Source organism: Mucilaginibacter terrae, from assembly GCF_031951985.1.
GTDB classification, from domain to species: Bacteria; Bacteroidota; Bacteroidia; order Sphingobacteriales; family Sphingobacteriaceae; genus Mucilaginibacter; species Mucilaginibacter terrae_A.
Genome location: NZ_JAVLVU010000001.1, coordinates 3,033,876 through 3,049,335, shown reverse-complemented (window position 1 = coordinate 3,049,335; position 15,460 = coordinate 3,033,876). Strand labels below are relative to the sequence as shown.

The 15,460-nt window shown below is 44.5% G+C and carries 13 protein-coding genes; 3 read left to right on the top strand and 10 right to left on the bottom strand.

Translation table 11 applies throughout. From position 1 onward, the window contains the following. Positions 1–8 precede the first annotated feature (8 nt). The 4 genes from QE417_RS13010 to recJ form a co-directional block, all read right to left on the bottom strand. Positions 9–1,541 (bottom strand): GH3 auxin-responsive promoter family protein, encoded by a 1,533-nt coding sequence (locus tag QE417_RS13010; RefSeq protein ID WP_311950599.1) that lies wholly within the window; start codon positions 1,539–1,541, stop codon positions 9–11. Between the two features lie 127 nt (positions 1,542–1,668). Continuing rightward, the gene (locus QE417_RS13005; RefSeq protein ID WP_311950597.1) at positions 1,669–4,026 is read right to left on the bottom strand and encodes a sugar-binding domain-containing protein; all 2,358 of its coding nucleotides are present in this window, start codon (positions 4,024–4,026) and stop codon (positions 1,669–1,671) included. Positions 4,027–4,144: 118 nt separating this feature from the next. Then, positions 4,145–4,882 carry an LPS export ABC transporter ATP-binding protein gene (gene lptB / locus QE417_RS13000; protein ID WP_311950596.1) on the bottom strand — a complete coding sequence of 246 codons (738 nt, stop codon included), beginning with the start codon at positions 4,880–4,882 and terminating at the stop codon, positions 4,145–4,147. Positions 4,883–4,966: 84 nt separating this feature from the next. Beyond that, the gene (gene recJ, locus QE417_RS12995) at positions 4,967–6,664 is read right to left on the bottom strand and encodes a single-stranded-DNA-specific exonuclease RecJ (RefSeq protein WP_311950595.1); all 1,698 of its coding nucleotides are present in this window, start codon (positions 6,662–6,664) and stop codon (positions 4,967–4,969) included. Between the two features lie 88 nt (positions 6,665–6,752). Between recJ and QE417_RS12990 the strand changes: the two genes are divergently transcribed. Next, positions 6,753–7,523 carry an MBL fold metallo-hydrolase gene (locus tag QE417_RS12990; RefSeq protein ID WP_311950593.1) on the top strand — a complete coding sequence of 257 codons (771 nt, stop codon included), beginning with the start codon at positions 6,753–6,755 and terminating at the stop codon, positions 7,521–7,523. Here the strand turns inward: QE417_RS12990 and QE417_RS12985 are convergent. Continuing rightward, a complete protein-coding gene (locus QE417_RS12985; protein ID WP_311950591.1) occupies positions 7,520–7,942 on the bottom strand; it encodes a response regulator in 423 nt (140 codons plus the stop codon). The genes QE417_RS12990 and QE417_RS12985 overlap by 4 nt on opposite strands. Positions 7,943–8,056: 114 nt before the next feature. Next, positions 8,057–8,650, bottom strand: a complete 594-nt coding sequence (locus QE417_RS12980; protein WP_311950589.1) for a YceI family protein — start codon at positions 8,648–8,650, stop codon at positions 8,057–8,059. 107 nt (positions 8,651–8,757) lie between these two features. On the opposite strand from QE417_RS12980, the gene treF reads away from it, so the two are divergent. Then, positions 8,758–10,323: an alpha,alpha-trehalase TreF gene (gene treF, locus QE417_RS12975; RefSeq protein ID WP_311950587.1), complete on the top strand. Its 1,566-nt coding sequence runs from the start codon at positions 8,758–8,760 to the stop codon at positions 10,321–10,323. 33 nt (positions 10,324–10,356) lie between these two features. Here treF and QE417_RS12970 read toward each other — a convergent pair whose 3' ends face one another. Both QE417_RS12970 and QE417_RS12965 read right to left on the bottom strand, forming a co-directional pair. Beyond that, positions 10,357–10,902: a hypothetical protein gene (locus QE417_RS12970; protein ID WP_311950586.1), complete on the bottom strand. Its 546-nt coding sequence runs from the start codon at positions 10,900–10,902 to the stop codon at positions 10,357–10,359. 295 nt (positions 10,903–11,197) lie between these two features. Further along, positions 11,198–14,182, bottom strand: a complete 2,985-nt coding sequence (locus QE417_RS12965; protein ID WP_311950584.1) for a ligase-associated DNA damage response DEXH box helicase — start codon at positions 14,180–14,182, stop codon at positions 11,198–11,200. 75 nt (positions 14,183–14,257) lie between these two features. Here QE417_RS12965 and QE417_RS12960 point away from each other — a divergent pair, with 75 nt between their 5' ends. Then, on the top strand, positions 14,258–14,875 hold the full coding sequence (locus tag QE417_RS12960; RefSeq protein ID WP_311950583.1) for a hypothetical protein: 618 nt from the start codon (positions 14,258–14,260) through the stop codon (positions 14,873–14,875). Here the strand turns inward: QE417_RS12960 and QE417_RS12955 are convergent. Continuing rightward, the gene (locus QE417_RS12955; RefSeq protein ID WP_311950580.1) at positions 14,872–15,120 is read right to left on the bottom strand and encodes a DUF2059 domain-containing protein; all 249 of its coding nucleotides are present in this window, start codon (positions 15,118–15,120) and stop codon (positions 14,872–14,874) included. The two genes, QE417_RS12960 and QE417_RS12955, sit on opposite strands and share 4 nt — an antisense overlap. Beyond that, positions 15,117–15,365 (bottom strand): hypothetical protein, encoded by a 249-nt coding sequence (locus QE417_RS12950; protein ID WP_311950578.1) that lies wholly within the window; start codon positions 15,363–15,365, stop codon positions 15,117–15,119. Before QE417_RS12950 ends, QE417_RS12955 begins: the two co-directional genes overlap by 4 nt. Positions 15,366–15,460 lie beyond the last annotated feature (95 nt).

Genomic DNA, 15,460 nt, shown 5'->3' with positions numbered 1-15,460 from the left:
GGCGTTTATCAGGCGGCAGATGTTTGCCTGATGCCCATCATTTCGAGTATGCTATCCACATACTCGCGGTTGTTTGCCAGGCGCGGAACTTTATGCTGTCCGCCAAATTTACCCCGCTGTTTCATCCAGTTCACAAAAGTTCCACCGGGTACGGTGTGTACTTTAGGGCGATGCAGGGCCATGTCTTTAAAGCGTTTGGCATCATAGTCTGAATTTACCTTGCGCAGGGTTTCATCTAACAAATCAACAAAGCGTTCAAACTCGGCAGGCTTGCGTTCAAATTCTATGATCCACTCGTGGCCACCGGCTTTGCTATCGCTAAAATAGATAGGAGCCGCCGTGTAATCGGCAATTATGGCATCGGTTTGGCGGCAGGCTTCTTCTAACGCACGTTCGGCGTTGTCGATGATCACCTCTTCGCCAAAGGCGTTGATATAATGTTTGGTGCGGCCGGTTATTTGTATGCGGAAGGGATCTAACGAGGTAAAGCGCACAGTGTCGCCAATCATATATCGCCATAAACCGGCATTGGTGCTGATGATGAGTGCATAGTTTTTATCCAGTTCTACCTCATCGAGCGTTAGTGTGCGCGGGTTATCATCATGCAGGTTCTCTAAAGGCAAAAACTCGTAAAATATGCCGTAATCGAGCATCAGGAGCATATCTCCCGGCTCTTCACGGTCTTGTATGCCAAAGAAACCTTCACTGGCATTGTAGGTTTCGAGGTAATACATACCATCGGTTGGAATGAGCTTTTTAAACTGCTCGCGGTAGGGTGTAAAGCTTACGGCTCCGTGAACATACAGCTCGAGGTTAGGCCATACTTCTAACAGGTTCTTCTTACCGGTAATTTCGAGAATGCGCTTAAACAGGAGCAAATTCCATGTAGGTACGCCGCTAATGGTGGTTACGTTTACGTTGATGGTGGCATGCGCCATCTTCTCTATTTTTTCCTCAAAGTTTTCGAGCAGGGCAATGGTAAGATCGGGGGTGCGGTAAAACTCGGCCCACATAGGCAGGTTTTTCATGATCACGGCCGACAGGTCGCCAAAGTAAGTATCGCCATTTAGCTGACCCACCTGGTGGCTACCACCCAGCGTTAACCCCTTGCCGGTAAACAGCAATGCATCGGGCCGGTTGTTGCAGTAAATGGTAAGCATGTCCTTTCCGCCCTTAAAGTGACATTCTTCTAATGATTCCTCACTTACCGGGATAAACTTACTCCTGTCGTTAGTGGTGCCCGATGATTTGGCAAACCAGCGGATCTCCGACGGCCACAATACGTTTTGCTCTCCTTTGAGCATACGCTCAATATAAGGCTTCAGCGTGTCGTAATTTTGCAGCGGAACGCGCTCTTTAAAATCATGAAGGGTTTTGATGCTTTTGTAATGGTGCTGTTTGCCCCATTCAGTATCGGTGCCGTTGCTAATAAGCTGGTTAAACCACTCGGTTTGCACCTCATTGGGGTATTTTATAAAAAGCTCAATCTGGTGAATGCGCTTTTTCATGAGCCAGGTAACAACGGAGTTTATAAGGGTCATAGCAGTAATGCGACAGCCAAATTAAGCAAAAGTTTTTCTTTTAAGCACAAAGTTAAAATTGACTATCGCCAGTTTCATATCCTTCTTTGGCTGCTTGCCAAACTTGCGTTAAATTAAGGTACAATTCCTATTTCGAAGTTAGGTTAACTTTACCCGGCTTTAACCCGGCACCTGTAACGGAGAGTTCAATGTTCCCCCCCTGGCTGCTGCTTTTTACAACTACCATTGCCCGCCCTTTCCATGCGTTTTTTTGATGGCCTATATAAGGAGATATATCTTTAAGGTTGGCATTTGCTACGGCTGTAATAGTGCCGGAGCCTTTAATGCTAAAAGTAAGCTGATCTTCGGCATTAGGCTGAAGGTTGCCCTGCCCGTCCATTAATTCAACAGATATGTAACACAGGTCCTGCCCATCGGGCTTTAGCACCGTTCTATCGGCTGATAATTTAATTTGGGATGCTTCTCCAGCAGTTTTTAATATAACCGGGTTAACTTCTTTGTTGTTAACAACAGCAACAGCTTTAAGCTCTCCTGGCTCATAGGGAATGGTAAATACTGCTTTAAACTCTTCATTTCTGGTTGTTGCCTTTTCGCCAATTAATTTTCCATTATGGTATAACCTTACCAAAGGGTATTTCGAATAAATTTCCACATCTATGTTTTTACCCTCATGTCCGGGCCAATTCCAGCTTTCCCAGGTTGGCCATACCGACCACAGTGTTTCATGTATCTCGCCGTAATATTTGTTAGGCTCCTTAACGGCCATGTATAGGTTTTGCCTTTCGCTGTACAGTATTTCCCTGTAGTGTGATATGGGCTTACGCCAGCCTGTAAGGTCAATATCACCGCAATAAGCACCATGCCATGGAAATAGATCACGCTCCCAATGTTCGCCGGGTAAATCACCGGTGTAATAGTTCCTGCCTATGCCCGATTCTCCCAGGTAATCTATTGCGGTCCACACAAAGTCTCCAACAACATAGGCATGGTCATTTACAGCTTTCCAGTTGCTGAAAGCGTCCCTTGGGTACGATTCTGTTTGTAAAATTATACGCGACGGAACTCTCTCGTGATCCGCTTCAGCATGTTGCATGAGGTAGTTGTAACCTCCAATGTCGTGCATTGCAAATAGCGGATCAAATATTTCCCAGTTTTTATCCCAACTGGCCATGGCCGATGTTACAGGGCGCGAAGGGTCAAGTTTGTGTACCTGTGTTACCAGTTTATGCGCAGTTTGTACGGCTTCAAGCGTTTTACGCTCAATAATCTCATTCCCTATACTCCAAATAACAATTGATGGATGATTCCGGTCTCTTAAAACCATTGCTTCGGTATCCTTTTTCCACCATTTATCAAAATACAACGAATAGTCATACGTGTTCTTTCGCTCCCTCCATCCATCAAAGGTTTCATCTATAACCAATAATCCCAATGAATCGCATGCATCTAAAAATGCTTCCGATGGTGGATTGTGGCTTGTGCGTACTGCATTAAACCCGGCACCCTTCAATAATTCTGCTTTTTTATATTCGGCACGGTCATAGGCGGCCGCGCCTAAAGGCCCGTTATCATGATGAACACACCCGCCGTTTAATTTGATGGGTGTATTGTTTAAAACAAAGCCCTTTTCTGCACTATATTCTATTTTCCTGATCCCGAAACGTGTAGTGTAGGTTTCGGGCACTGTGTTTTTTTGAATGATCTTTATTTCGGCACGGTACCTGTCCGGGTGATGGGGAGACCACAGAAATGGAGATTTAAGTATAATATCGCGGGTGACTTCTTTTACTGAATTTGCATTTAATGTAGCCGAAACCTCGCCATTACCAACTCTTTTGTTTCTCTTGTCGTAAATATTAACCGCTAAAATTATGTTTTGGGCGATGATGCTTTGATTTTGTACGTTAACCTTTAGGTTTACTGTTGCCTTTTTTGAATTTGCTTCGGGGGTAGAAATATTAACTCCCCACTGCTGAATATGAACAGGATTGGTTGTGGTTAACCATACATGCCGGTATATGCCCGATCCGGAATACCAGCGGCAGTTTTTCTGTTGGGAATTATCAACCTTAACAGCTACAATGTTTTGCCCCTTTTTAATGTATGGACTAATGTCGTAATAGAAAGATGAATAACCGTAAGGGCGTATCCCTAAAGATGTACCGTTAATAAATACTTCAGCATTCATATATATACCTTCAAAATACAGGCTCATTTTCTTGTATTGCACATCAGCCTTTACTTCAAAGGTTTTTCGGTACCAGCCTATGCCTGCGGGTAAATAACCGCCATCATTACCCATAGGGTTTTTAGCGTCAAAATTACCTTCAATACTCCAGTCGTGAGGCAGGTCGAGTCTCCGCCACAATGAATCATTAAAATCTGGCTTCGCCGCTTCCGGATAATCTCCCAGCTTAAACTTCCAGCCGTAATCAAACTTTTGACTGCTGGTTGATTTATCTTGCGATTGAGCATTCGGCGCCATACTTACGATTGCAAGCAACACAAGTAAAAGGCATTTGATCTTGAGCATTGGTTGGTTTGGATGTTTTGGTAATAATAAGGCAATAGCCGTACTTTAGCTATTTTGTAATGGCGACTTTTTAAGCAAAAGTTTTTCTTTTGAGCACAAAGTTAGCGCCCAGGTAAACCTTGCGCACCATTTCGTTGGAGGCCAATACTTCAGGTACACCCGATTCGAGTATCTTGCCTTCGAAAAGTAAGTAGGCGCGGTCGGTTATGGAGAGGGTTTCCTGTACGTTGTGGTCGGTAATGAGGATGCCGATGTTACGGTGTTTGAGCTTGTAAACCATGGCTTGTATCTCTTCTACCGCTATGGGGTCAACACCCGCAAAAGGCTCATCCAGCAGGATAAAGTTAGGTTGGGCAGCCAGGGCACGGGCAATTTCGGTACGGCGGCGCTCACCGCCCGAAAGCAGGTCGCCACGGTTTTTGCGTACGCGGTGTAAACTGAATTCGTCTATCAGTTCTTCCAGTTTATCCTTTTGTTCGGCCTTGGTCATGCTGCCCATTTCAAGCACGGCTTTAATATTATCCTCCACCGTAAGCTTGCGAAATACCGAAGCCTCTTGCGCCAGGTAACCAATACCTTTTTGTGCACGGCGATACATGGCATCATTGGTTATTTCCTGATCGTCCAGATAAATATGGCCTTCATTCGGCTTAATCAATCCTACGATCATATAAAACGACGTAGTTTTACCGGCACCGTTGGGCCCCAGCAAGCCCACAATTTCGCCCTGCGATACGTTGAACGATACATCGTTTACCACAGTACGCTGTTTGTATTTTTTTACCAGATTATCGGCGCGTAAATTCATTTTTGGTTGAGTTGTGAGTTGTGAGTTGTCGGTTGTGAGATCGGGAGTTTCCAGACAATGGACAACTCACAACTCACAACACAACTAACACCTAATTCCTTTAATATTTAATTGTATGGAACGCTTTTCGCGCCAAATGTTTTCTTCAATGGTATAACAAATATCAAACGGTTTGCCTTTGCGTAGCTCTTCAATGCATTCGCCCTGGTTAAAGGCAATACAATCAAACAGTGGCGAGCCGCTTTGGTGAACCGTCATTTTAATATGATTGCTGCCCACCAAACTAACGTTGCCATATACCGAAACATTGCGCGTGATAAACACCGGGCACATATTTTCGGGACCGAACGGACCAAATTGGTTTAAAACCCGGAAAAATTTGGACGTAATTTGTTCCAGCTTTAGTTCGGCATCTATCTGTATCTCCTGAATAAGTTGCTGCTCGGTAATGCTGGCACTTACCACTTCTTCAAAACGGGCGGTAAAAGCTTCCACCTGTTCGGGTTGCATGGTTAAGCCTGCCGCATACTTGTGCCCGCCAAATTGCAGGAGCAGATCGCTGCATCCGCACAGGGCTTCGTACAAATCAAAACCAACAACCGAGCGGGCCGAACCGGCCACATGCCCGTTGGAGCGGGTAAGTACAATGGTTGGGCGATAGTATTTTTCGGTAAGGCGCGATGCCACAATACCTATTACCCCCTTGTGCCAGCGCTCATTAAATACCACGGTAGATTTACGCCCGGTCATTACGGCATCGGCGGCTATCATGCTCAAAGCTTCGTCAGTTATGGCCAGGTCGTGCTCTTTGCGCTCCATGTTCTTTTCGCTTATGAGCATGCCCTTTTCCTTGGCGGCATCTATATCTTCGGCCAAAAGCAATTCAACCGAATGTCGGGCATTGTCAATTCTTCCGGCCGCATTAATGCGCGGACCTATCATGAACACAATGTCGGATATGGAATAGTTAATATTCTTACCCGCAATATCCATCAGCACCTTAATACCAGTGCCGGGGTTGGTATTTATTTTTTGCAGGCCGAAGCTGGCCAGCGTACGGTTTTCGCCGGTGATGTGTACAATATCGCAAGCTATACTGGTAGCTACCAGGTCGAGGTATTGTGCAACCTCTTCAAAATCAATGTCGTTTTTTTGCGCATAGGCTTGTATCAGCTTAAAGCCAATACCACAGCCAGAAAGTTCTTTATAAGGGTAATCGCAATCGGTACGCTTTGGGTCGAGTACGGCCACGGCGGCTGGTAACTCATCGCCCGGGGTGTGGTGATCGCAAATAATAAAATCGATACCCAACTCATTGGCATAAGCTACCTTATCAACAGATTTAATGCCACAATCAAGTGCAACTATAAGCGAGAAGCCATTTTCGGCAGCGTAATCAATGCCTTGGGTTGATATACCATAGCCTTCAAGGTAACGGTCGGGAATGTAATACTCCAGCCTGTCGTAGCGCTTCTTAAAGAAGCTGTAAACTACCGTAACGGCTGTAGTGCCATCAACGTCGTAATCACCATAAATCAGTATCTTCTCACCAGCCTGTATGGCCTGTTCAATGCGTTCAATGGCCTGTTCCATACCTGCCATTAGGAATGGATCGTGCAGGTGGCGCAAATCAGGGCGAAAGAAAAAACGGGCTTCGTCAAAGGTGTTTATCCCCCGTTGTAACAGCATGGCACCCAAAACCTCATCGATACATAATTGGGCCGAAATACGTGTTACCTCATTAATATCGGGATTTTGCTTTAGCGCCCACCGTTTTTGCATACTTTTGTACTACGAAACCTTTTAATGGTTTACAGGGTTTATATAACCCACAAAGGTACATTTCTTAATATAACACGCTACAGTTACTATGGAAATTTTTGCATTAGGCGAAGGCTCTTACTCGGTTGACTCATCCAAACAATTTATTCCCTTCAATCCAGCCACCGATAATGCAAAAGACCGCCCCGGTTCGCTGTTCATCCACGTAAACCCGTTTTTAGTTAAAACCGACCGCGACCTCATCGTGCTCGACAGCGGCCTCGGATTAAAAGATAGCTCCGGCGAACCCATCATTCATCAAAACATACGCAAAGCCGGTTTTGCGCCGGGCGAAGTTACGCTGGTGCTGCAATCGCACCTGCATTATGATCATACCGGGGGTTTAGTAGTTGAGCGCAATGGTAAACTGGAGCCAAGCTTTCCGCAGGCGGTGCATGTGATTAATAAAGGTGAGTGGGAAGTAGCCATGTCGGGCAAATCAAGCTCGTACCGCAAACCCATATTTGAAACCCTGGAACGCGAAGCTAAGATAGAATTTGTAGAAGGCGATGGCGAGGTCCGCCCCGGTATTCACTATGAACTTTCGGGAGGGCATACGCAATACCACCAGGTATTTTTAATTGAAAACGACGGGCAAAAATGCTTTTTTGGGGGAGATGAGCTTCCGGAGCCAGAGCAATTACTGCGAAAGTTTGCAGCAAAGTATGATTACGACGGTAAAAAAGCCATGCACCTCCGCGAGGAATACGGAGCAAAGGCATCGGCCGAAAACTGGGCTTGTTTATTTTACCATGCCAAATCAACAGCTATTGGCTATGTAAAACAACAGGATGATACGTTTAGTATTACGCCTTATTAAACGATTTTTTCAACAGAAAACAACTCTTTTATTTTCTCTACGTTCAATGGCTTCGAAATAAAGTCTTTTACCAATTCGTATGATTTGGCTTTGTTGATGTCGTTACTAAAAACTGAGGAAGATATAATGAAGATTTTTGATTTACCCAATGGGTCGAGGCCTAAACGCTTATATTCGTCTAAAAACTCCCAACCGTTCATAATAGGCATATTAATATCGAGCAGGATATAATCGGGCAGGTTTTCGGGGTTCTTTTCCTGAATTTCCAAAAGCTGGTTAATAGCATAGCTGCCGTCCAAACAAGCGGTTATGTCAGCATAAACCAATGCTTTTTTAATTAATTTTATCGAAATAAAATTGTTGATCTCATCATCATCAACCAATAGTATACTAATAGGTTTGGAGGTGCTCGCTGTCATAATTATCTCCTTATACGCAAACAAAGCAAAATTGTTTCATTCCGTAAAGTTTTAAAACAAAAAATCCTGACGCATAGGCCAGGATTCTTGTATACGAGCAGTAAATATGTAATGTTAGCGTGTAGCTACCAAATTAATATTTAATAAAAACTCATCATCAATAGCTTTGTCGCCAATGCTCTCGAAAAAGCTTTTCGAACCGTAACGGATATCGTGTTTAGTGCGGTCAACTTTAACATCAGTTGCAGTAACAGTTAAGTTATTGCCAGCAACAGCGTAAGTAGCAGGGAAAGTAATAACGCTGGTTTTACCTTTAATAACGATGTTACCGGTTACGTTTACTTTACCGGCACCTGCAGGTGTAATTTTAGTTGCGGTAAATTCGGCAGTTGGATATTTTTCGGTACCAAAGAAATCTTCTGATTTTAAGTGACCTAATAATTTTCCTTTGGCTTCGCCGCTTAGATCTGTACAATCCATGCTGTTCATGTCGATAGCAAATTTACCACCGGTTGGAACTTTACCGTTAGTAGCAACTTCGCCCGATGCTAATTTAATAGTGCCGGTGTGCTGGCCGGTAACTTTTTTACCAGTCCACTCAATTTTACTTCTTTGCGTGTCAACTTTAAAAGTTACAGGGGCAATTGGTTTAAAAGCAACTAAAGCTACCGCAATAACTGCTACAAATAAGGTCGTTAATTTTTTCATGTTATGTTTTATGTCTACAAATGTAATAGATAAAATTAAATGTTTAAACATCTATATTTTTCTTTGCTTTGGTATGACAATTTATGAATTACTTGGTTTAATTGAATATGATGCGTATTAAAAATTTATTACTGCCGCTTATTACTTGTTTTATCTATTTATCTGCCGTTGCACAAGTTAAAACACCCGCCCAATTATACCCGGGTTTGTTTGAAGATGTACAAATGCAGCAGGTATATGCCGATGGTAAAACATTTGTTGATGCTACACCCCGTAGACCGGTTACTGCCATACTTGAAGAATATGAGGAGTCGAAAAATAAGCCGGGGTTTGATTTGAAAAAATTTGTAAAGACATACTTTAATACACCTGCCGAGAATGGCATTCCGTATAAAAGTAATATACAGGCCGGCATACGCAAACATATTGATACCTTATGGACAGTATTGCAACACGCAGCAGATACGGCAAAAGGCACCACACTCATCTCCCTGCCGCATAATTACATTGTGCCCGGAGGGCGTTTCAGAGAAGTTTATTATTGGGACTCGTACTTTACCATGCTGGGCCTTGAGGAAGCCAAACATTATGATTTGATAGAAAGTATGGTGAAAAATTTTGCCTACCTGGTAGATAAGTACGGACATATACCCAACGGCAACCGCACGTATTATATAAGCCGCTCGCAGCCGCCATTTTTTGCCATGATGGTTGAGTTGCTGGCGCGGCATAAAGGTAAAAAGGTACTGCAAACTTACAAGCTGCAATTAATTAAAGAGTATGAGTACTGGATGCATGGCTCAAACAAATTAAAAAACGGCACGGCTGCCGAACATGCTGTACGACTTGTCGACGGCAGTATTCTTAACCGGTACTGGGACGCCAGTGAAACTCCGCGCGAAGAATCATACCGCGAAGATGTGCTGGCCGGCAAAGAAACTAAACAGAATAAGGCCGATTTTTACCGTAATATACGGGCAGCGGCCGAGTCGGGTTGGGATTTTAGCAGCCGCTGGATGGCCGATGGTAAAAGCCTGGCCACTATTGAAACTACAAACCTAATTGCGGTTGACCTGAACAGTTTGCTATATAATCTGGAAAGAGTGATTGCCCGCGCTTATGAAGTTGATGGTAGGATGAAATCGGCCACCGTATATCGTGAAAAAGCATTTAAGCGCAAAGCTGCTTTGTCGAAATATTGCTGGGATGCTAAAACAGGCTGCTACCGCGATTATAACTGGAAACTCAAAACACTATCGGCGCAGGTGAGTATTGCTACGGCATTTCCGCTATTTTTTAGCATGACTGATAGTGCGCAGGCCCGGCAAATTACGGATTTAATTAAAGATAAGTTTGTGCAGCCCGGTGGTGTAGCCACAACATTAAATTCAACCGGCCAGCAATGGGACCAACCCAACGGTTGGGCTCCGCTGCAATACATTACTATTGTAGGCTTGCGTAACTATAAACAAGATGCCCTGGCACAAAACATAGCCCAACGCTGGATTCAAATCAACCTGAAAGAATTTAACCGCACCGGCAAGCTGCTCGAAAAGTATGATGTTCAACATACTGATGCCAGCGCCGGAGGTGGCGAATACCCACTGCAGGATGGTTTTGGCTGGACGAATGGGGTATTGCTAAAGCTGATGAACATGTATAAACAAAAATAACAGGCGGTTTTCCAGCCTGCTATCCTCTCTGTTTTATTTAAGTTTTTTCACATCCATATTAAAGTCGATGCCGGCAACCGGTATTTTGTTCCACTCACCCGTTTGGTAACGGAAGGTACCCCCGTTAAACAATCCTATTGAAAACGATGGTTCCGAACCTTTATGGGTTTCCAGCCACTCAATGGCCACCAGCAGGCTTCCTTTAACGGTTACGTTATATGGGGCGAGGTTAACATCCACACGGTTTTTACCGGGAGGGATAACGCCTAAAATATCTTGCTTAACATAATTATTGCTGGTTTTGGTACCATCGTACTCGTAAACATTTACCTTAAAACGAATACTGTCTTTATTCCTGTTCTCAACACCAAAATTAAGTTTGAGCAATTGTACTGGCTTGCCTCCGGCTTTCATTTTTATACCCACCTGATTGCCTTTAACCACCGCAAAGCTGGCGTTGCTGCTGCCAGTGCGGGCTTTATTGCCAATGTTTTTAATTTTATCCTGAGCCTTTGCGCCAAAGGCGGTAAGCAGTATAATAAATGCAAATAATAACGGAGTTTTGATAGATAATGACATAAGGTGTAACATTGTATATAAAGGCAAGACGCTACTTATGCCGAATTGGTTGCAGTAGAGAAGTGAATTTTTTAATGCATTATTTTTTTAATATAAGAAACCCCGATAAGCAACGCTGCCGAAATTTGCGCAGGATCGGCATTGGGTATATTTAAGGCGATGATATATGATACAAGTTTCATGGCTTTGTGTACTGATTTATACTACAAATATCAGGTATGGCGCTTAGCTGCACCATGACATGTATCAAAAATTACGATTGATATTTGTCAAGCCTTTTGGAATTGTAGCTTATTTAAAGTTTTCTCTTTCGCGGTTTAGCCGGCTCGGGCGCAGGCTCCATTGGTTCGTCAAAGTTCTCCATGGCATTGTAGCTGCGGGCCATTTTGGCAACGCGTTCTTCCAATGTTTCCATGGTGATCTTTTCGCGCAACCTATCAACCATAATGGGGAAGGCAAAAGGGGTAGGGCGCTCCAGCACTTTAATAACTATTTCCTGCTTTTGTATGCGCTGCAAAGCCTCGCGCAGCCTGAATTCTTCTAACTGAAAGGCTAAGGCTTCATTGTATGCCTGGCGTATGAGTAAATTATCGGGTTCGTACTCGGTAAATACATCAAACAAAAGCCCTGTGCTGGCTTGCAAATGCCTGTTTTTAATAGGCTGGCCCGGGTAACCATTAAATATTAATCCGCCAATTTGCGCAATGTCCCTGAAACGCCTCCGGGCCATTTCATTAGCATTTAAGCTATGCTGAATATCATCAATTAAATTATGGATGCTGAACAGGTCTTCTTCCAAAGCCTCCATCAACGGTATGGGCTCATCGGTAAGCAGCTCAAAGCCATAATCGTTCATGGCAATGCTGTAGGTGGCTTTCCTGATCTTGCCCATGCGGTAAGCTATCAAGGAGGCCATGCCCTCATGCACCAATCGCCCCTCAAAGGGGTAAACAAACAAATGATGCCCATCGCGCGACTCGAATGATTCGATGAGCAAATCATTTTTTCGGGGCAAATGAGACAATTGCTCCTGTAAATTAAAAAGTGAGCGTAACGCCACCACTTCTTCATCTTTTTCAAGATGCTGGGCTACCTCGTCTAACTTATCGCGCAGCACGGCCGATAGTTGTGATGATAGCGGCATGCGCCCGCCCGCCCAGCTGGGTATTAAGCCCTTTGTTTTGTTTGATTTTCGTACAATGGCTGTCATTTCTTTCAGCTGAACAAACTCCAGGCTACGGCCCGCGAACCAAAAGGTATCACCGGGTTTAAGGCGTGCCACAAAGCCCTCCTCTATCGACCCCAATGAGCCACCATGCAGCATCTTAACCCGCAAAGTGGCATAACTGGTAATGGTACCAATGCTAAACCGATGGCGCATGGCTACCCGGCGGCTATTCACTTTAAACAGGCCGTCTTCTACCTCAACCTTTAAAAATTCGTCGTACTGTGATAGCGTAGCTCCGCCGGTGGTAATGAAATCGAGTAGTTCGCCAAATTCGTTCCGGCGCAGATCGGCAAAGGCGTAGGTGCTTTTAACTTCTTCGTACAATTCATCAGCCCTGAAGCCATCAGAAACGGCCAGCGTAACCATATATTGTATAAGCACATCAATAGCCAGCAAAATAGGGTCGCGGCTTTCAAAGCGGGTTTCGGAAATGGCTTGTTTAAGCGCCGCGCCTTCCAATAACTCCAGTGAGTGGGTAGGAATATAATATGCTTTGGATACAGCCCCCGGGTGGTGACCGCTGCGCCCTGCCCGCTGCATAAAACGAGCCACGCCTTTAGGGCTGCCCACCTGTACTACCGTATCAACCGGACGAAAATCAACCCCTAAATCTAAACTCGAAGTGCAAACCACCACTTTGAGTATCCCCTGGTGCAGCGCCTGCTCCACCCAGTTACGCAAATCATTATCCAGCGAGCCGTGGTGCATGGCCATTATGCCTGCATAATCGGGATAGTTATTGAGGATGGCGTGATACCATATTTCCGATTGTGCACGGGTATTGGTAAAAATGAGCGTGGTTTTGCTCTTCTCTACGATCTCCATTACCTCGGGTAGCAGTTTAAGGCCTATGTGGCCTGTCCACGAGTAATTTTCCACATCCTGCGGAATAACCGAGCGTATGTCCAGCTTCTTTTCAATATTAGCCCGTATCATCTTTATCCGCTCCGGCGGGAAGGCATTGCCTAACAGCACTTCGGCCGCCTGCTCAAGGTTACCTATGGTTGCGCTAATGCCCCAGATAACCCCACCCCAGCCCTCCCCAAGGGGGAGGGGGCTTTTTTTCTTATCACTTCCAGCATCAAGTGTTTTTTTGATTGATAGAACAACATTGTCAATATCATGCAGAACTTGATCATTATTAAACCGCACAACTTTGTAACCTTTTTCATTCAGATAAGCGGTACGCTGCTCGTCAAGAACCCGTTGTTCATCAGTGTTATGGTAATCGCCGTCAACCTCAACTACCAATTTTTTCTCCAGACAAACAAAATCAGGAATGTAATTACCAATAAGATGTTGTCTCCTGAATTTACAACCTAAACCATTATTCCGTAGAAATTGCCAAAGAACACTCTCTGCTTCGGTGGGTTGCGCCCTCATTTGCTTGGCATTGCCAATATTGGCATGCCAGCTCAAAGCATCCGTAGTATGATAATGAGGATATTTATTTCCCCCGATAGAAGGGTTCTTATCTCCCTCTCCTTTGGAGAGGGTCGGGGTGAGATTTTTGAGCCTCGACAAGCCCAACTCCACCTGCACACCCCTTTTGGTTCCTAACAACTCGTGCCATTCATCAATTACCACCACCTGCAGGTGCTTAAACATGTCGGGGTAGTTTTTTTGCGCCAGCATCAGGTGCAGACTTTCGGGGGTGGTGAGCAATACTTCGGGGAGCTTTTTGCGAAGGGCCTGCTTTTCGGCGGCTGAGGTGTCGCCGGTGCGGGTGCCTATGCGCCAGGGGAGGCCTATTTCGTCGCACACCTCCTGCATGGCTTTGCGTATGTCGTTGGTTAAGGCACGCAAGGGCGTTATCCACAGCATCAGCAAACCGTTATTGTTTCGGGTTTGGTAGGTATCGGGGTATTGGTTAATATAGCCCACCAAAAAGGGTAAAAACAGCGCAAAGGTTTTACCGCTACCGGTTGGCGCGTTAAGCAAACCCGAATAGCCGCCCAGATAAGCATCCTGCATTTCCTGCTGAAACGGGAACTGCCGCCAGCCTTTTTGCTTAAACCAGTCGCCTATAATTTGCTGCCCTTTGCTCTTCATTGCTGTAATAATACAAAGCAATGCAATTTTAGTTGCATGCTGAACACTAACCGCTATTGGATTGTTATAGATTTTATGAAAAGTAGTAAACTCCTGATACTTGCTGCTATATGCCTCGCAGCCTGTAATCAACCCGATAAAAAGACCGAAACCAGCAAACAGACCATTGATACAACAGATGCCACCACTACAAGAACGGCTTCAATACCAACTGATAAATTAATTATTCCTGGAAAATCAATTGGTCAGACCGCGTTGAATGATAACGGTGCCGATGTTACCCGGCGCCTTGGCCGACCCGATGCGGGTGATGCTGCCATGGGCAAGTCTCTTTCGATATGGTATGCCAACCATAATAGTAAAGGTTATCAAACCATGATCTATGCCTCACGCCAAATGGGTACCGACGATGAAACGAGCCGGGTAAAACAAATCAGGATAACCTCGCCGTGGTTTATAACTAAAGATAACGTGCGCGTGGGTTCAACCCTTGAGCAAATTGAAGACTTATATCGCCCTCAAAAGACGGCATGGTTTAAAAAGGATTCTAAAAAGTTCGACATTTATCAAGGCGAGGGTATTGCCTTCGAGATTGATAACCAGCAAAAATGTACGGCTATAATGGTATTTACACCCGATATTAAACCAGGCGCAACCTACTTGCCGTTTTACGATAATTTAGAATTATACTAATTGGGAAAAGCCTTCTGTAAATCGTTCTGAAATTCGGCTAAGTGAGCCTGCATCCTGTTTTGGCCTAATACAACGCCTTTTTGCATTAACGCAGCCATTTTTTGATTCACTTTTTTACCGGCAGGGGTTAAGTAAAATTTAGTAATGTCTTTTAATTCCTGTTCGGTAAATTCTTCGGCGTATATTTTTGCCAGGTCATCCTTCATCGATTCGTAGCTCATATACTTTTTTAAGAAGTTAGTCATAGCTCTTTAAACTTCGCCTTTTTATCTGCCGGAATTTGTGCACTGTTTGCATCGATCATGGTGCTGTACATGGCATCCATTTGAGTGGAAAGCCCTGTTGCTGCAAGCAATTCGGATGCCGCCTTTAATCTGCTTTCGGGTATGAGTTTTTCTTGCGATGGCGGATACGCCACTTGTTGCGCCTGTGCAAATGAACCTAATCCGCAAAGTAATGCGGCAGCAATAATTATAGTTTTAACAGCCATGTGGTTTTGTTGAAATATTGAGCAATATACCGCAAATGGTTATTCCATTAGTTTAACATAGAAACAAAACCCTGAACAATTCTTGAAACTGACGT

Excerpts from the sequence above, each read along its gene's own strand:
- QE417_RS13010 (WP_311950599.1), bottom strand. The coding sequence starts at position 1,541 with ATGACCCTTATAAACTCCGTTGTTACCTGGCTCATGAAAAAGCGCATT.
- QE417_RS13005 (WP_311950597.1), bottom strand. The coding sequence starts at position 4,026 with ATGGCGCCGAATGCTCAATCGCAAGATAAATCAACCAGCAGTCAAAAG.
- lptB (WP_311950596.1), bottom strand. The coding sequence starts at position 4,882 with ATGAATTTACGCGCCGATAATCTGGTAAAAAAATACAAACAGCGTACT.
- recJ (WP_311950595.1), bottom strand. The coding sequence starts at position 6,664 with ATGCAAAAACGGTGGGCGCTAAAGCAAAATCCCGATATTAATGAGGTA.
- QE417_RS12990 (WP_311950593.1), top strand. The coding sequence starts at position 6,753 with ATGGAAATTTTTGCATTAGGCGAAGGCTCTTACTCGGTTGACTCATCC.
- QE417_RS12985 (WP_311950591.1), bottom strand. The coding sequence starts at position 7,942 with ATGACAGCGAGCACCTCCAAACCTATTAGTATACTATTGGTTGATGAT.
- QE417_RS12980 (WP_311950589.1), bottom strand. The coding sequence starts at position 8,650 with ATGAAAAAATTAACGACCTTATTTGTAGCAGTTATTGCGGTAGCTTTA.
- treF (WP_311950587.1), top strand. The coding sequence starts at position 8,758 with ATGATGCGTATTAAAAATTTATTACTGCCGCTTATTACTTGTTTTATC.
- QE417_RS12970 (WP_311950586.1), bottom strand. The coding sequence starts at position 10,902 with ATGTCATTATCTATCAAAACTCCGTTATTATTTGCATTTATTATACTG.
- QE417_RS12965 (WP_311950584.1), bottom strand. The coding sequence starts at position 14,182 with ATGAAGAGCAAAGGGCAGCAAATTATAGGCGACTGGTTTAAGCAAAAA.
- QE417_RS12960 (WP_311950583.1), top strand. The coding sequence starts at position 14,258 with ATGAAAAGTAGTAAACTCCTGATACTTGCTGCTATATGCCTCGCAGCC.
- QE417_RS12955 (WP_311950580.1), bottom strand. The coding sequence starts at position 15,120 with ATGACTAACTTCTTAAAAAAGTATATGAGCTACGAATCGATGAAGGAT.
- QE417_RS12950 (WP_311950578.1), bottom strand. The coding sequence starts at position 15,365 with ATGGCTGTTAAAACTATAATTATTGCTGCCGCATTACTTTGCGGATTA.